Genomic DNA, 17,081 nt, shown 5'->3' on the forward strand with positions numbered 1-17,081 from the left:
CTTATTTGACCAATGTTTATGATAGAATTGAAATACTTATTACATAAGGAGGATCGCTATGTTCCTCAAACGTTTAGACGTTATAGGATTTAAATCATTTGCAGAACGGATTTCCGTAGACTTCGTTAAAGGCGTGACAGCAGTTGTCGGGCCGAACGGAAGCGGAAAAAGCAACATCACGGATGCCATTCGCTGGGTTCTCGGCGAACAATCGGCACGCTCTCTTCGCGGCGGAAAAATGGAAGACATCATTTTTGCCGGGAGTGATTCAAGAAAGCGATTAAATCTAGCTGAAGTTACGCTTACTCTTGATAATGATGATCATTTCTTGCCAATTGACTTCCACGAAGTGAGTGTCACAAGACGTGTGTACAGATCAGGTGAGAGTGAGTTTCTGATTAACAATCAGCCATGCCGCTTGAAAGATATTATTGATTTATTTATGGACTCTGGGCTTGGTAAAGAAGCATTTTCTATTATCAGCCAAGGGAAAGTGGAAGAGATCCTGAGCAGTAAAGCGGAGGATCGCCGCAGTATCTTTGAAGAAGCGGCCGGGGTGCTTAAATATAAAACGAGAAAGAAAAAAGCAGAAAATAAACTGTTTGAGACACAGGACAATCTAAATCGGGTAGAAGATATATTACATGAGCTTGAAGGGCAGGTTGAACCTCTTAAAATTCAAGCTTCAATAGCGAAAGACTACCTTGAGAAAAAGAAAGAGCTGGAGCATGTTGAAATTGCGCTGACTGCCTATGATATCGAAGAGCTGCATGGTAAATGGTCGACTCTTAAAGAGAAAGTGCAGATGGCAAAAGAAGAAGAGCTTGCTGAATCGTCTGCTATTTCTGCGAAAGAAGCAAAGATTGAGGATACAAGGGACAAAATACAAGCGCTTGATGAGTCAGTAGATGAGCTCCAGCAAGTTTTACTGGTAACAAGTGAAGAGCTGGAAAAGCTTGAAGGCCGTAAAGAAGTCCTGAAAGAACGAAAGAAAAACGCTGTGCAAAACCAAGAACAGCTTGAAGAAGCCATCGTTCAGTTTCAGCAAAAAGAAACGGTTCTGAAAGAAGAGCTTTCGAAGCAGGAAGCTGTCTTCGAAACGCTTCAGGCTGAGGTGAAGCAGTTAAGGGCGCAAGTAAAAGAAAAACAGCAGGCTCTCAGTCTTCACAATGAAAATGTCGAAGAGAAAATCGAGCAGCTGAAAAGTGATTATTTTGAGCTGTTAAACAGCCAGGCTTCGATACGCAACGAACTCCAGCTTCTTGATGACCAGATGTCCCAATCCGCTGTCACATTGCAGAGACTCGCGGACAACAATGAAAAGCACCTGCAGGAACGGCGTGATATTTCTGCGCGTAAAGCCGCATGTGAAACGGAATTTGCCCGAATTGAGCAGGAGATTCACAATCAAGTCGGTGCATATCGTGATATGCAGACAAAATATGAGCAGAAAAAGCGCCAATACGAAAAAAATGAATCCGCTCTGTATCAGGCATACCAATACGTTCAGCAAGCGAGATCAAAAAAGGACATGCTTGAGACGATGCAGGGCGATTTCTCCGGCTTTTATCAAGGTGTTAAAGAAGTGCTGAAAGCGAAAGAGCGCCTTGGCGGAATTCGCGGAGCGGTTCTTGAGCTGATTTCTACAGAACAGAAGTATGAAACGGCCATTGAAATAGCGCTCGGCGCTTCTGCTCAACACGTCGTGACCGACGATGAACAATCTGCCCGCAAAGCGATTCAATATTTAAAGCAGAATTCCTTCGGCCGGGCGACGTTTCTGCCTCTTTCTGTTATTAGAGACCGCCAGCTTCAAAGCCGTGACGCGGAAACAGCCGCCCGGCATTCATCATTTCTCGGGGTTGCCAGTGAACTTGTCACATTTGATCCTGCGTATCGAAGCGTCATCCAGAATCTTCTTGGAACCGTTCTGATCACAGAGGACTTAAAGGGTGCAAACGAGCTTGCGAAGCTTCTCGGGCACCGGTACCGCATCGTAACCCTTGAGGGAGATGTTGTGAACCCCGGTGGTTCAATGACGGGCGGCGCGGTTAAAAAGAAAAATAACTCCCTCCTTGGAAGAAGCCGGGAGCTAGAAGATGTGACGAAACGGCTCGCTGAAATGGAAGAGAAAACGGCACTGCTTGAACAAGAGGTCAAAACCCTTAAGCACTCCATTCAGGATATGGAGAAAAAACTGGCTGACTTAAGAGAAACCGGGGAAGGCTTAAGGTTAAAGCAGCAGGATGTGAAAGGCCAGCTGTACGAACTTCAAGTTGCCGAGAAAAATATCAATACCCATTTAGAGCTCTATGACCAAGAAAAATCTGCTCTGTCAGAAAGCGATGAAGAGAGAAAAGTGCGCAAACGCAAGCTTGAAGAAGAGCTCTCTGCCGTATCTGAAAAGATGAAACAGCTTGAAGAGGACATAGACAGACTGACAAAACAAAAACAAACGCAATCCTCAACGAAAGAGTCTCTCTCCAACGAGCTGACTGAGCTGAAGATCGCAGCGGCCAAAAAAGAGCAGGCTTGCAAGGGGGAAGAGGACAACCTTGCCAGATTAAAGAAAGAGCTCACTGAAACAGAGCTTGCGTTAAAAGAAGCAAAAGAAGACTTAAGCTTCTTAACGTCAGAGATGTCATCTAGCACCAGCGGCGAAGAAAAGCTGGAAGAAGCAGCAAAACATAAATTGAATGACAAAACGAAAACGATCGAACTGATTGCATTAAGGCGCGATCAGCGCATCAAGCTTCAGCATGGGCTTGATACGTATGAGCGTGAGCTGAAAGAAATGAAACGCCTGTATAAACAAAAAACAACGCTCTTAAAAGACGAAGAAGTCAAACTTGGACGAATGGAAGTCGAGCTTGATAATTTACTCCAATACTTACGGGAGGAATACAGCTTGTCCTTTGAGGGGGCAAAAGAGAAATATCAGCTTGAAACTGATCCAGAGGAAGCCAGAAAGCGCGTGAAGCTGATTAAACTCGCAATTGAAGAGCTGGGTACCGTGAACCTCGGAAGCATAGATGAGTTTGAGAGGGTCAACGAACGGTACAAGTTTCTGTCGGAACAAAAAGAAGATTTAACAGAAGCGAAAAATACCTTGTTTCAAGTGATTGAAGAAATGGATGAAGAAATGACGAAGCGCTTTAACGACACATTCGTCCAAATCCGCTCACACTTTGATCAAGTTTTCCGCTCCTTATTCGGAGGAGGGCGAGCTGAACTGAGGCTCACCGATCCTAACGATCTGCTTCATTCAGGAGTCGAGATTATCGCTCAGCCGCCGGGGAAAAAGCTGCAAAACTTAAATCTCCTGTCAGGCGGAGAGCGTGCGCTTACTGCTATAGCGCTCTTATTCTCAATCCTAAAGGTTCGTCCAGTGCCGTTTTGCGTCCTTGACGAAGTTGAGGCTGCGCTCGACGAAGCGAATGTGTTCCGATTTGCGCAGTATTTAAAAAAATACAGCAGTGATACCCAGTTTATTGTGATTACCCACAGAAAAGGAACGATGGAGGAAGCGGATGTGCTTTATGGCGTAACCATGCAGGAATCCGGTGTTTCCAAGGTAATCTCCGTTAAGCTGGAAGAAACAAAAGAATTCGTTCAGTAACGAGGAAAGAGGTTAAAAGATGAGCTTTTTTAAAAAATTAAAAGAGAAAATCACAAAACAGACAGATTCCGTATCTGAAAAGTTTAAGGATGGCCTTGAAAAAACAAGAAACTCCTTTCAAAACAAAGTGAATGATCTTGTATCCCGTTACCGTAAAGTGGATGAGGATTTCTTCGAAGAGCTTGAAGAGGTTCTTATCAGCGCGGATGTCGGTTTTACAACCGTTATGGAATTAATAGATGAGCTGAAAAAAGAAGTCAAACGCAGAAATATTCAAGATCCAAAGGAAGTCCAGTCAGTGATTTCTGAGAAACTGGTCGAGATTTATAACAGCGGAGATGAGCAAATTTCAGAACTGAACATCCAGGATGGGCGTTTAAACGTAATCCTTCTGGTAGGTGTAAACGGTGTCGGGAAAACAACAACGATCGGAAAGCTTGCTCATAAAATGAAACAAGAAGGAAAATCTGTCGTACTTGCCGCCGGAGACACTTTCAGAGCGGGAGCCATTGAACAGCTGGAAGTATGGGGAGAGCGTACAGGAGTGCCTGTCATTAAGCAGACGGCCGGAAGCGATCCGGCAGCTGTCATCTACGATGCTGTTCATGCTGCGAAAGCAAGAAATGCCGATGTATTAATTTGTGATACGGCAGGTCGTCTCCAAAACAAAGTAAATCTCATGAAAGAGCTTGAAAAAGTAAAACGTGTTATCGAAAGAGAAGTTCCTGAAGCTCCGCATGAGGTGCTGCTTGCCCTTGATGCCACGACCGGCCAAAATGCAATGGCTCAGGCAAAAGAGTTCTCTAAAGCAACAAATGTTACCGGCATTGCCTTAACGAAGCTTGACGGTACGGCAAAGGGCGGTATCGTCCTTGCGATTCGCAACGAGCTTCACATCCCGGTTAAACTAGTCGGTTTAGGAGAAAAAGTTGATGATCTTCAGGAATTTGATCCAGAATCCTATGTGTACGGACTCTTTTCAGATTTAGTGGAAAAAGCCGACGATTAAGAAAAAGGCCCCAACATCTTGGGGCCTTTTTCTTTTTTATCTTCTTACTTGATAGGCGAAATGATAAAGGCTGTTATCAGTGGATACCAGTCTTGACTCACCAGAAAAAACTCTGAATGGGATGATGTCATAGTAATGAACGGAAACAGATGTGTAATACGTATAGTAACCAGCAGCTGGCCCCAAATACATTGGAACCTCAAATGTTCCGTTTGCATCAGTGGTTCCTGAAGCAGTTTGTGTTGTGTTTCCGACCTTCGTGTCCGCTTCAAATCTTACGGGCGCGTTTGGCACTGGCTGTCCGTTTTGGTCGAGTAATTTGCCGCTTACTGTAATATTGTACTTGACTCGCCAATATTGACCTTGTCCGTAATTGATTTTACCGTAAACCCCTCCATCTGTGCTGATATTTGTGATCGAGGCCTTATAAGGTGCCTCAGCAGCGTCTGCTTGCTGTGCCGGAAAACCTATTGTAAACAGGGCTGCCAGACATAACATAAACAATAAACCGATTTTTTTCATAAAAATCCTCCTTTAAATAGGGTTCATATACAATATCGGAATAAATTGGATGATATTTAGCGTATTTTGGAAAAGTTAATCGCCGCTTTGACAAGATAAAAACTTGACAGTGTCATTAAAACCGTGTAAACTAAGTTATCGTAAAGGGATTTGACTTAACAAAGGGGAGAGCTCAAATGTCACTCGAAAAGACAACGAGAATGAATTATCTGTTTGATTTTTATCAGTCGTTGTTGACGTCAAAACAGAAGAGCTATATGTCGCTTTATTATTTGGACGATTTCTCCCTAGGCGAAATAGCCGAAGAATATGAGGTTTCAAGACAAGCTGTTTATGATAACATCAAACGAACAGAAGCAATGCTTGAACAATATGAAGAAAAGCTGCTCCTTTTGAAAAAGTTTCAGGAGCGTAAAGAGATGTTTAATAAGCTGAAGGAGCTTGCTTCCGGTTCAAAAGAAGAGGAAGAAATTACAGCTCTGATTGAAGCGCTTGAGAAATTAGATTAGGAGGCGGCAAACTATGGCATTTGAAGGATTAGCCGACCGACTGCAGCAGACGATTTCTAAAATCCGCGGAAAAGGGAAAGTCAGCGAACAAGATGTAAAAGATATGATGCGTGAGGTTCGTCTTGCGCTGCTTGAGGCTGACGTTAACTTTAAAGTAGTCAAAGATTTTGTCAAAAAAGTAAGTGAACGCGCTGTAGGCCAAGACGTCATGAAAAGTCTGACGCCCGGCCAGCAGGTCATTAAAGTTGTTAAAGAGGAACTGACTGAGCTGATGGGCGGCGAAGAGAGCAAAATCGCCGTCGCAAAAAGGCCGCCGACTGTTATTATGATGGTCGGTCTCCAAGGTGCCGGTAAAACGACAACAAGCGGTAAGCTTGCGAATCTGCTGCGCAAAAAGCATAATCGCAAACCGATGCTGGTTGCTGCCGATATTTACCGCCCAGCCGCAATTAAGCAGCTGGAAACACTCGGCAAACAGCTTGATATGCCTGTTTTCTCTCTTGGCGATCAGGTCAGTCCTGTAGAAATAGCTAAACAGGCTATTGAGAAAGCCAAGGAAGAACATTATGACTACGTCATTTTGGATACGGCAGGGCGCTTGCATATCGACCATGAACTGATGGATGAACTGACCAACGTCAAAGAAATCGCGAATCCGGAAGAAATTTTCCTGGTTGTCGATTCAATGACCGGTCAGGACGCTGTGAATGTTGCCAAAAGCTTTAATGAACAGCTCGGTTTAACCGGTGTTGTGTTGACTAAGCTGGATGGAGACACACGCGGCGGGGCTGCGCTTTCTATTCGCGCTGTCACAAACACGCCAATTAAGTTCGCAGGTTTGGGCGAAAAGCTTGATGCGTTAGAGCCGTTCCATCCTGAACGCATGGCATCAAGGATTCTCGGCATGGGCGACGTGCTGACATTGATTGAAAAAGCACAGGCCAGCGTTGATGAAGACAAAGCCAAAGAGCTGGAACAAAAAATGAGAACGATGAGCTTCACATTGGACGATTTTCTGGAGCAGCTCGGGCAAGTCAGAAACATGGGGCCGCTTGATGAGCTTCTGCAAATGATGCCGGGTGCAGGTAAAATGAAAGGCCTGAAAAACATCCAAGTTGATGAAAAACAGCTGAATCATGTGGAAGCAATCATTAAATCAATGACTGTTCTTGAAAAAGAACAGCCGGATATCATCAATGCCAGCCGGCGGAAGCGGATTGCAAAAGGAAGCGGGACATCCGTACAGGAAGTCAACCGTCTGCTTAAGCAGTTTGATGAAATGAAAAAAATGATGAAGCAGATGACAAACATGTCAAAAGGCAAGAAAAAAGGGTTTAAGCTACCTTTTATGTAATCGGTTATACATGATAAAACCGTTGTTAAGAAAAAACACTTTACAAACACTTTTATCATTGTTAATATACTATCTTGTTGAAATATTTTCGGAGGTGCTAGTAAAATGGCAGTAAAAATTCGTTTAAAACGTATGGGAGCAAAAAAATCTCCTTTCTATCGTATTGTTGTAGCAGATTCTCGTTCACCACGTGACGGCCGTTTCATCGAAACAGTCGGAACTTACAACCCGGTTGCAAAACCAGCGGAAGTAAAAATTGACGAAGAGCTTGCTCTTAAATGGCTTCAAACTGGAGCGAAACCATCTGATACAGTTCGCAACTTGTTCTCTAGCCAAGGAATCATGGAAAAATTCCACAACGCTAAACAAGGCAAGTAATGACTGATCAACACTTGGAAGATTTGATTGTCCACATTGTGACGCCGCTTGTTGATCATCCAGATGACATTCGCGTCATAAGAGAAGAAACCGATCAAAAGATTGCGCTGCGCTTATCTGTCCATAAGTCAGATACCGGTAAAGTTATCGGAAAGCAAGGCCGGACTGCAAAAGCGATTCGAACAGCTGTATTTGCAGCTGGCGCACAGTCTTCTAAGAAAGTTCAATTTGAAATATTTGACTAAAAGGGAGAGGGCCGGCACCTCCCCTTTTTTTACACGCAAAAAAAGGGTAAACTGATAGAAGCTTAGGCAAAATAGAAAAGCCTGGGCGAGTAAAAGTTTTAAAAGCGGGGAGCTTGGTGCGATGCAAATTATTCACCGTGTAGCCGTTATGCAAGTCTTAACCGAGTGCAGCAAAGAAAAGCTTTTAGCTTCTTTTGCCGAGAAGAAACAAATGCTTGAACGAGAATGCAGCCAGCTCTATTTTCAGCTTAGAAAACATGAGAAAGAACAGCAAAACCCTGATATGATTGAACAATTTAAAAAGGCAATAGAAAAGCGAAAAGATGATATAAAAATCATCGATTTTCAAATTGCTCAAGTACATACATTGCCGCTTGGCAGTGAGCTGAAAGAAAAGGAAGTCGATGCGCTGCTGACGATTGAAGCCGGGGATGACTGGCATGAGAAAACAGCAGCGAACACCATCGTCATAAAAGACGGAAAAGTAATTGAAATTCGCCAGAGGTGATCATATGACAAAGCGATGGTTTAATGTAGGCAAAATCGTAAATACCCACGGAATCAAAGGCGAAGTGCGGGTGATTTCAAAAACAGATTTTGCCGAAGAACGATACAAGCCGGGAAACACGCTGTATTTGTTTATGGACGGCCGTAACGAACCAGTGGAGGTAACGGTAAACACACATAGACTGCATAAGCAATTTCATCTCCTGCAGTTTAAAGAAAGACAAAATCTAAATGAAGTAGAAGAGCTGAAAAACGCAATCATTAAAGTTCCTGAAGAAGAATTAGGAGAGCTGAATGAGGGTGAATTTTATTTCCACGAAATTATTGGGTGTGAAGTATTTACTGAAGAAGGCGAACTCATCGGAAAGGTCAAAGAAATTTTGACGCCTGGAGCCAATGACGTTTGGGTCATCGGACGAAAAGGAAAAAAAGACGCACTCATTCCTTACATTGAATCAGTGGTCAAACATATCGATGTCAAGGAAAAGAAAATTGAGATTGAACTCATGGAAGGGTTAATAGACGAATGAAAATCGACTTTTTGACGCTGTTTCCCGAAATGTTTGAAGGCGTGCTCGGCTCATCGATTCTTCAAAAAGCCCAGGAAAAAGATGCGGTGCAGTTTCAAGTCGTAAATTTCCGAGAGTACTCTGATAACAAGCACAATACTGTTGATGATTATCCTTATGGCGGCGGGGCAGGCATGGTTCTCAAGCCCCAGCCTGTTTTTGACGCGGTCGAGGACCTGACATCAAAGGCAGCCGCTGCTCCGCGTATTATCCTCGTATGCCCGCAAGGTGAGCGTTTTACCCAAAAAAAAGCCGAGCAATTAGCTAAGGAAGAGCATTTGCTGTTCATTTGCGGCCACTATGAAGGCTATGATGAACGCATTCGCGAGCACTTGGTAACGGATGAAATATCAATTGGCGACTTTGTTCTGACGGGCGGTGAGCTCCCTGCAATGATGATCGCAGACAGTGTGGTCAGACTGCTTCCGGGTGTACTGGGTAAAGAGGCTTCCCATATTGAGGATTCCTTCAGCACCGGACTTTTAGAGCACCCGCATTATACAAGACCGGCAGATTACAAAGGTTTAAAAGTGCCTGAAACACTCTTGTCAGGAAACCATGCAAAAATTGAAGAATGGCGGAATAAAGAATCGATCAGAAGGACCTACCTAAGACGTCCGGATCTGTTGAAAGACTACCCGCTTACAGAGCAGCAAAGAAAGTGGATTTCTGAATGGGAAAAAGAATAGATTTTATTGCATAGGCTATGAAATTGTGATAAGATACTACTTGTGGCTTAAGCGGGCTTATCCGCTGCAAGCTTGAAAACGATGTTCCGCTGTGCCGGTTTTTGTGGCCAAGAGCATCTGTTGGAAGGAGTTGAAAACGATGCAAAAACTAATTGAAGATATCACAAAAGAACAGCTTCGTACTGATCTTCCTGCGTTCCGTCCTGGTGACACTTTACGTGTACACGTTAAAGTTGTTGAGGGTAACCGTGAGCGTATCCAGATCTTTGAAGGTGTTGTGATTAAGCGTCGTGGTGGTGGAATCAGCGAAACGTTCACAGTTCGTAAGATTTCTTACGGTGTTGGCGTTGAACGTACTTTCCCAGTACACACACCAAAAATCGCGAAAATCGAAGTTGTACGTTACGGTAAAGTACGCCGTGCTAAACTTTACTACCTGCGTGAACTTCGCGGAAAAGCGGCTCGTATTAAAGAGATCAGACGATAATGATAACGAACGAAAAGAGCTTGTTACCTGTAACAAGCTCTTTTTTTATACAGAATTTGAAAATGCCGGACAGGCATCGTAAAATACATAAAGGACAACAATGAATCATGCATACTGAAGATAAAGGCGGTGTTCGTGTCACATGACAATTCAATGGTTTCCGGGCCATATGGCAAAAGCAAGAAGGGAAGTAACCGAAAAATTAAAATTAATCGATATCGTATATGAATTGGTAGATGCCAGAATTCCAATGTCATCAAGAAACCCAATGATTGAAGATATTCTAAAAAACAAGCCGCGAATTATGCTGTTAAACAAGGCTGACAAAGCAGATGCGGCAGTTACACAGCGGTGGAAAGAGCACTTTGAGAACCAGGGGATCCGCTCTCTGTCTATTAATTCTGTAAATGGACAAGGGTTAAATCAAATTGTGCCTGCATCAAAAGAGATCCTCCAAGAAAAATTTGACCGAATGCGTGCGAAAGGTGTGAAGCCGAGAGCGATTCGCGCTTTGATTATCGGCATTCCAAACGTCGGAAAATCAACACTCATCAACCGGCTTGCAAAGAAAAACATAGCAAAAACGGGAGACAGACCTGGTATTACGACTTCTCAACAGTGGGTCAAAGTTGGGAAAGAATTAGAGCTATTAGATACACCGGGAATTTTGTGGCCTAAATTTGAGGATGAGCTTGTCGGTTTGAGACTGGCAGTCACCGGGGCTATTAAAGACTCGATTATCAATTTGCAGGACGTGGCCGTGTTTGGTCTTCGTTTTCTCGAAGAACATTACCCAGAACGGCTTAAAGAGCGTTATGGCCTTGATGAGATCCCAGAGGACATTGCCGAGCTGTTTGATGCAATAGGTGAAAAGCGGGGCTGTCTCATGAGCGGTGGGCTCATTAACTACGATAAGACGACTGAAGTCATCATTCGCGATATTCGCACTGAAAAGTTCGGCAGGCTGTCATTTGAACAGCCGACGATGTAAAGGCGCGCAGAAATGCGGGTCTTTATTTTTTCTTGGCTGAACCGATACATACAGTAAGGGAGAAGAGAAAGTGAATACATTAACCGTAAAGGACATTAAAGACCGTTTGCAGGAAGTGAAGGATGCACAAGACCCATTTATTGCCCAATGCGAAAACGACCCGAGAAAAAGCGTTCAAACGCTTGTAGAGCAATGGCTTAAAAAGCAAGCGAAAGAAAAAGCGCTGAAAGAACAATGGGTGAATATGACTTCCTATGAAAGGCTGGCAAGAAACAAAGGATTTCGCTTGATTGCGGGTGTTGACGAGGTCGGCCGGGGGCCATTGGCAGGACCAGTTGTCGCCAGCGCAGTCATCCTTCCAGAGGAATGTGAAATACTTGGGCTGACAGACTCCAAAAAGCTTTCAGAGAAAAAACGCGAGGAATATTACGAGCTTATTATGAAGGAAGCACTGGCGGTCGGGATAGGAATTGTAGAAGCTACTGTGATTGATGAGATCAATATATATGAAGCTTCAAAAATGGCAATGGTGAGAGCGATACAGGATTTGTCGGATACACCTGATTATTTGCTTGTTGACGCAATGACACTTCCGCTCGACACGGCTCAGGCGTCAATTATAAAAGGCGATGCCAAAAGCGTGTCTATTGCGGCAGGTGCGTGTATCGCAAAAGTGACGAGGGACCGAATGATGAGCGCTTATGCCGAAACGTATCCCATGTACGGCTTTGAAAAAAATAAAGGCTATGGGACAAAAGAACATTTGGAAGCTCTCGCTGCATACGGCCCAACTGAATTGCACCGCAAAACTTTCGCTCCTGTTCAATCTTTCAGATAAATCACCATGGACAAGGAGGCACCTTTTTAAAATGAACATACGAAATGATGTGCAAAAGGCGCTGCAGCACCTTTTCGGGCGTACAGCCGTCCCGCAGGAAACATCAAAAGTAAACGAAGCGCTAAACGGGGAGAAGCGTCTCCTCTTAGGAAAAGTGCTTCGTTTACTAGGAGATCAGCATGCCCTGATCCAAGTCGGCAATCAAACTGTTCAGGGAAAACTTGAAACCCAGCTTCGTCCTCAGGCATACTATTGGTTTTCCTACGAAAAAAAAACGGCAGAGCAAACAGGCCGTCTTCAGGTCGTTCAAAGCTTTGATCAAAATCCTAAAACCATTCAGGATGCAGCTGGCAAGCTTTTAAATGCCATGTCAGTGAAGACGTCAAACGCAGCTCTCATGATGACAGGAGCGATGTTGAAAAGCAAAACACCCGTAACAGAAAATGATATCAAAACAGCTGTCCGCTGGATGGACACGCTGCCTTCGCAAGACACAAAAAAAGCAGTTGAAACGGTGCTCTTCGCTTTAAAGCGTAATCTTCCCATTCACTCCGAGGTTTTGAATGGTGTTCACGCGGTGAAATCACCTGTTCCGTTGCATCAGCACGTATCCCAGCTGCTTCAGGCAACCGACCAAAACCCTCAGCAGAGCCAAATGATGTCAAAGCTAAAGGAAGCAATTACGTCGCTTTTAAATAGTGAAATCGATGTCCATGCAGAACGGCTGATAGATAAGCTTATTTCTTTAACCGACAATACGAAAGCACCTTCTCCGGCCAATACTGCTGGAAGCAGGGAGCTTAGCACACCAGCTGGCTCCCCCGGAAAAGCAAGCCAGCCGATTGCAAATCACACAGCAGAACAGAGAAGCATACAAGAAGAGCCTGTTAAAACAGCAGCAGACATTCCAATTAAAGAAGCCCGCCAGCTGCTCGTGAAGCTGACTGAATCTGCTGAAAAAAACAGTCTCCAAATTGTGAAAGAAGCAGCAAATTGGATTAAAGCGGCTGCTTCATCGGGTGATAGTAAGTCACTTGCAGCTTCAGCTGTTTTACAAGCGGCACAAGTCACAGACCAGGAAGCCGAAGTCTTTTTAAAGGCTGTTCAGCAGACAGCACCCCATTTGGCGGATAAGGCAGATGTTCTTTCTTTCTTATCCAAAGTGAAAACGGCAATCGGCGCAAGGGACGAGGTTGCGTTCATTAAAGCGTTTGAACAAGGAAGCGCAGTCACATCTGGCGAAATGCAATCCATCAAGCTGGCTCTTTCTGCCTTAAGAGCATCGCATGAGGTAGCCGAACCAGTCAAACAAGAAGCCGATCAGCTTTTTCATAAATTAAATGGCCAGCTTTTCATGCAGCAGGACCATCCATCATACAGCCAAATTGTAATGTCATTTCCGATGTTTTCGAAGTCAGGGGTTCAGGACATGACTGTTCTGTTTAAAGGAAAGAAAGAAGCGGATGGAAAGCTTGATCCTTCCCATTGCCGCCTTTTGTTTTTGCTGCAGCTTGATACACTAAAAGAAACCGTCGTTGATTGCTTGGTACAGCAAAAAGTCATGACCATTACAATAGAGACTGATTTCGAGCTGCAGGCTGCGATCGATCCGATGGTGCCCGCGCTTAAACAGGGGCTAAAGGAAATGGGGTACAGCCTTTCAGGGGTAAACGCTAAAAAAAGGGTTCACACCGAAGAAAAGGCTTCAATCGATCAATATATAACAAGTATCAGTGATCAGGAAGTGGATGTGAAAATATGAAAGAGCAGACACCGATCAGAAAAGCTGTTGCTCTCCATTATGACGAACAAAAAGACAAGGCGCCGAGAGTGATTGCCACAGGGAAGGGCCATGTAGCTGACAACATTATAAAAGAAGCGAAAAAAGCAGGGGTCCCGATTCAAGAAGATCGGACCCTTGTCGAATTAATGCGCCATTTGACGGTAGATGATCAAATTCCTGAAGCTCTTTATGAAACGGTAGCCGAGATTTTTTCATTCATTTACAAATTGGACGAAAGCGTAAAAAACAAAAAATAGCTAAAATATTCCCCATCCTTCTTTGAAATTTATGTTTTTAATAAAGTAAAAGTTTGAATGTTTAGAAGGATTAAAAGATTTTGCATCGAACTGTAGACAATTCTTCCAGTATTATTATAGAATGAAAGCGCAGTCTATTTTAGTTTTGTTACATAAGTTAGGAGGATGGGAAATGAATATCCATGAGTACCAGGGAAAAGAAGTCCTCAGAAAATATGGGGTATCTGTTCCTGAAGGTAAAGTGGCTTTTACAGCAGAAGAAGCAGTTGAGAGTGCAAAGAGCTTATCCAGCTCGGTTTATGTCGTAAAGGCTCAAATTCATGCTGGCGGTCGAGGCAAAGCTGGTGGGGTAAAAATAGCAAAATCATTAGACGAAGTAAAAGCGTATGCCGAAGAACTATTAGGGAAGACCCTAGTTACACATCAGACGGGTCCGGACGGCCAAGTAATAAAACGCTTACTTATTGAAGAAGGCTGCGATATTAAAAAAGAATATTACATCGGTCTAGTGCTTGACCGCGCCACTTCAAGAATCGTTTTAATGGCTTCTGAAGAAGGCGGAACGGAAATTGAAGAGGTTGCGGAGAAAACACCAGAAAAAATCAAAAAAGCTGTCATTGATCCAGCTGTTGGCCTTCAAGGCTATCAAGCCAGAGAAATTGCATTCGCTATTAATATTCCAAAAGAGCTCGTGGGAAAAGCTGCTAAATTTATGCTTGGACTATATAAAGCGTTTGTTGAGAAAGACTGCTCAATCGCCGAAATCAATCCGCTTGTTGTGACTGGCGACGGAAATGTGATGGCGCTTGATGCAAAATTGAATTTTGACAGCAATGCGTTGTACCGACAAAAGGACATTATGGAATACAGAGATTTGGATGAAGAAGATCCGAAAGAAATTGAAGCGTCCAAATATGATCTAAGCTACATTTCCCTTGATGGAAATATCGGCTGTATGGTAAACGGCGCGGGACTTGCAATGTCTACGATGGATATTATCAAGCATTATGGAGGAGAACCGGCCAACTTCCTTGATGTGGGCGGCGGTGCAACCGCGGAAAAAGTCACGGAAGCATTTAAAATCATTCTTTCTGATCAAAACGTTAAAGGGATTTTTGTCAACATTTTCGGCGGCATTATGAAATGTGATGTCATCGCAGAAGGGGTTGTTGAAGCGACTAGACAAGTTGGTTTGACATTGCCGCTTGTCGTCCGTCTTGAAGGCACAAACGTGGATCTAGGGAAGAAAATCCTTAGTGAATCAGGATTAAACATTACATCTGCGGAATCAATGGCTGACGGCGCGCAGAAAATCGTATCCTTAGTTTAAGAAAGAATGAAAGGCAGGGGACCAAATAATGAGTGTTTTCATTAATAAAGATACAAGAGTTATTGTGCAAGGGATTACAGGTTCTACCGCTTTATTTCATACGAAGCAGATGCTTGAATACGGCACAAATATCGTTGGCGGTGTAACACCTGGAAAAGGCGGAACAGAAGCGGAAGGTGTTCCTGTATTTAATACAGTGGCTGAAGCAGTTCAAACAACCGGCGCTAACGCGTCTGTTATATATGTGCCCGCACCGTTTGCAGCTGATGCGATTATGGAAGCGGTAGATGCGGAGCTTGATCTCGTGATTTGTATCACAGAACATATCCCGGTTTTGGATATGGTGAAGGTCAAACGCTTCATGGAAGGCAAGAAAACGAGACTGATAGGGCCGAACTGTCCTGGTGTCATTACGCCTGAAGAATGTAAAATCGGCATTATGCCCGGATACATCCATAAAAAGGGTCATGTAGGCGTTGTATCACGTTCAGGAACATTAACATACGAAGCGGTGCACCAGCTCTCAGAAGCGGGTGTAGGGCAATCTACAGCTGTTGGAATCGGCGGCGACCCTGTAAATGGAACAAACTTTATTGACGTTTTAAAAGCGTTTAACGAAGATCCTGACACACACGCAGTCATCATGATTGGCGAAATCGGCGGTACGGCCGAAGAGGAAGCGGCAGAGTGGGTAAAAGCCAACATGACAAAACCGGTAGTCGGTTTTATTGGCGGTAAAACAGCACCTCCTGGGAAGCGCATGGGGCATGCAGGCGCCATTATTTCCGGCGGGAAAGGGACAGCTGATGAAAAAATCAAAACCCTTAATGCATGCGGAATCGAAGTTGCAGAGACACCTTCTGTCATGGGTGAAACCTTAATCAAGGTGCTGAAAGAGAAGAACTTGTTCGAAACTTGTAAAACGCATTAATAAAAAAGGGACAGCCGTCAAGGCTGTTCCTGCTTTTTCTAACAAAAGGAGGTCAATCTATTGGATCAGGCCGCTGTCTGCCTAACGATTTGCAGAATCAATCAATTATTATCCCCATCCCTTCTATTAAAATGGTGGAAAGCCGATCCGTCTATGTCGCTGACATCACCCGTGTTACAAACGGTTACTCGTGATCAAATAAAAGCAGCTGCATTAAAAAACGAAATAGAACAATTTTATCCAAAGCTCCCGCGTGTACTTGCTGCTTATCGTGAGCAAGGCATTAACACCATCCCTATTTCTTCAAAGCAATATCCTTTCTGGCTTAAAAGCATTTATGATCCCCCTGCCGTACTGTTTGCAAAAGGTGATATGACTCTTCTTTCGAAAGGGAGAAAAATTGGAATTGTAGGCACAAGAAATCCAACAGCTTATGGGAAACAAGTTGTCAATCATCTTACAAAAGAGATCTGTCGTAAAGGTTGGGTGATTGTCAGCGGACTGGCGTCTGGGATAGACGGAATGTCCCATGCTGCAAGTATTAAGGCGAAGGGGCGGACAATTGGCGTCATTGCAGGCGGATTTCAACACATTTATCCCCGAGAAAACCTTCAGTTAGCAGATCACATGGCTAAACACCATATCCTGCTGTCAGAGCACCCACCTGAAACTAAACCCCAAAAATGGCATTTCCCTATGAGAAACCGTATTATCAGCGGACTAAGTGAAGGCGTTATTGTCGTTCAGGGCAAAGAAAAAAGCGGTTCGCTGATTACTGCCTATCAAGCATTGGAACAAGGGAGAGAGGTATTTGCCGTACCCGGTTCATTGTTTGACCCTTACGCCGGAGGTCCTATAAAACTGATCCAGCAGGGGGCTAAAGCCATATGGTCAGCAGAGGATATTTTCGAGGAACTTCCTGAGAGAAACGTTCAATATACGGAACCCTTTTGAATTATCGTTTGACAAACGGTATTGTAATATTTAATAATAGTGAGGATTTAAAGTTGCATATTGTTTTCTATTTAATTAATGACGTTCATGATAAAGAATGAAATGTTGA

The 17,081-nt window shown here is 43.9% G+C and carries 18 protein-coding genes; 17 read left to right on the plus strand and 1 reads right to left on the minus strand.

What is annotated here, in order from left to right:
- Positions 1-58: 58 nt before the first annotated feature.
- Positions 59-3,619, plus strand: a complete 3,561-nt coding sequence (smc, locus tag MHB62_RS08505; protein WP_032721538.1) for a chromosome segregation protein SMC — start codon at positions 59-61, stop codon at positions 3,617-3,619.
- A gap of 19 nt (positions 3,620-3,638) precedes the next feature.
- A complete protein-coding gene (gene ftsY / locus MHB62_RS08510; protein ID WP_003232026.1) occupies positions 3,639-4,628 on the plus strand; it encodes a signal recognition particle-docking protein FtsY in 990 nt (329 codons plus the stop codon).
- Between the two features lie 36 nt (positions 4,629-4,664).
- On the opposite strand, the gene MHB62_RS08515 is transcribed toward ftsY, so the two are convergent.
- Positions 4,665-5,150, minus strand: a complete 486-nt coding sequence (locus MHB62_RS08515; protein WP_003245834.1) for an Ig-like domain-containing protein — start codon at positions 5,148-5,150, stop codon at positions 4,665-4,667.
- A 176-nt stretch (positions 5,151-5,326) separates the two neighbouring features.
- Between MHB62_RS08515 and MHB62_RS08520 the strand changes: the two genes are divergently transcribed.
- The 15 genes from MHB62_RS08520 (at position 5,327) to dprA (ending at position 16,972) form a co-directional block, all read left to right on the plus strand.
- Positions 5,327-5,659: a putative DNA-binding protein gene (locus MHB62_RS08520; RefSeq protein ID WP_003238590.1), complete on the plus strand. Its 333-nt coding sequence runs from the start codon at positions 5,327-5,329 to the stop codon at positions 5,657-5,659.
- A 13-nt stretch (positions 5,660-5,672) separates the two neighbouring features.
- Positions 5,673-7,013: a signal recognition particle protein gene (ffh, locus tag MHB62_RS08525; protein WP_014113771.1), complete on the plus strand. Its 1,341-nt coding sequence runs from the start codon at positions 5,673-5,675 to the stop codon at positions 7,011-7,013.
- A gap of 105 nt (positions 7,014-7,118) precedes the next feature.
- Complete coding sequence (rpsP, locus tag MHB62_RS08530) at positions 7,119-7,391, plus strand: 30S ribosomal protein S16 (RefSeq protein ID WP_003220815.1); 273 nt, start codon at positions 7,119-7,121, stop codon at positions 7,389-7,391.
- Positions 7,391-7,636: a KH domain-containing protein gene (locus MHB62_RS08535; protein WP_014476792.1), complete on the plus strand. Its 246-nt coding sequence runs from the start codon at positions 7,391-7,393 to the stop codon at positions 7,634-7,636. The genes rpsP and MHB62_RS08535 overlap by 1 nt, the downstream gene beginning before the upstream one ends.
- 121 nt (positions 7,637-7,757) lie before the next feature.
- On the plus strand, positions 7,758-8,144 hold the full coding sequence (locus MHB62_RS08540; RefSeq protein WP_032721548.1) for a YlqD family protein: 387 nt from the start codon (positions 7,758-7,760) through the stop codon (positions 8,142-8,144).
- A 4-nt stretch (positions 8,145-8,148) separates the two neighbouring features.
- Positions 8,149-8,673: a ribosome maturation factor RimM gene (gene rimM, locus MHB62_RS08545; RefSeq protein ID WP_024572420.1), complete on the plus strand. Its 525-nt coding sequence runs from the start codon at positions 8,149-8,151 to the stop codon at positions 8,671-8,673.
- Positions 8,670-9,401 (plus strand): tRNA (guanosine(37)-N1)-methyltransferase TrmD, encoded by a 732-nt coding sequence (trmD, locus tag MHB62_RS08550; RefSeq protein ID WP_003232011.1) that lies wholly within the window; start codon positions 8,670-8,672, stop codon positions 9,399-9,401. The genes rimM and trmD overlap by 4 nt, the downstream gene beginning before the upstream one ends.
- Positions 9,402-9,540: 139 nt before the next feature.
- Positions 9,541-9,888, plus strand: a complete 348-nt coding sequence (gene rplS / locus MHB62_RS08555; protein ID WP_003220825.1) for a 50S ribosomal protein L19 — start codon at positions 9,541-9,543, stop codon at positions 9,886-9,888.
- Between the two features lie 142 nt (positions 9,889-10,030).
- Positions 10,031-10,879, plus strand: coding sequence for a ribosome biogenesis GTPase YlqF (gene ylqF / locus MHB62_RS08560; protein WP_032721550.1), 849 nt, complete (start codon positions 10,031-10,033; stop codon positions 10,877-10,879).
- Positions 10,880-10,949: 70 nt separating this feature from the next.
- Positions 10,950-11,717, plus strand: a complete 768-nt coding sequence (rnhB, locus tag MHB62_RS08565; protein WP_029317794.1) for a ribonuclease HII — start codon at positions 10,950-10,952, stop codon at positions 11,715-11,717.
- Positions 11,718-11,748: 31 nt separating this feature from the next.
- Positions 11,749-13,479, plus strand: a complete 1,731-nt coding sequence (locus MHB62_RS08570; RefSeq protein ID WP_032721552.1) for a hypothetical protein — start codon at positions 11,749-11,751, stop codon at positions 13,477-13,479.
- Entirely contained in the window at positions 13,476-13,757 is a 282-nt protein-coding gene (locus MHB62_RS08575) for a FlhB-like flagellar biosynthesis protein (protein WP_003232001.1), read from the plus strand. The genes MHB62_RS08570 and MHB62_RS08575 overlap by 4 nt, the downstream gene beginning before the upstream one ends.
- Before the next feature lie 172 nt (positions 13,758-13,929).
- Positions 13,930-15,087 (plus strand): ADP-forming succinate--CoA ligase subunit beta, encoded by a 1,158-nt coding sequence (gene sucC, locus MHB62_RS08580; protein WP_003244732.1) that lies wholly within the window; start codon positions 13,930-13,932, stop codon positions 15,085-15,087.
- 28 nt (positions 15,088-15,115) lie between these two features.
- Complete coding sequence (gene sucD, locus MHB62_RS08585; RefSeq protein WP_003238566.1) at positions 15,116-16,018, plus strand: succinate--CoA ligase subunit alpha; 903 nt, start codon at positions 15,116-15,118, stop codon at positions 16,016-16,018.
- Between the two features lie 60 nt (positions 16,019-16,078).
- Complete coding sequence (gene dprA / locus MHB62_RS08590) at positions 16,079-16,972, plus strand: DNA-processing protein DprA (protein WP_003245871.1); 894 nt, start codon at positions 16,079-16,081, stop codon at positions 16,970-16,972.
- Positions 16,973-17,081 lie beyond the last annotated feature (109 nt).

The organism is Bacillus sp. FSL K6-0255, assembly GCF_045040725.1.
In the GTDB taxonomy this organism is placed as follows: Bacteria; Bacillota; Bacilli; order Bacillales; family Bacillaceae; genus Bacillus; species Bacillus subtilis.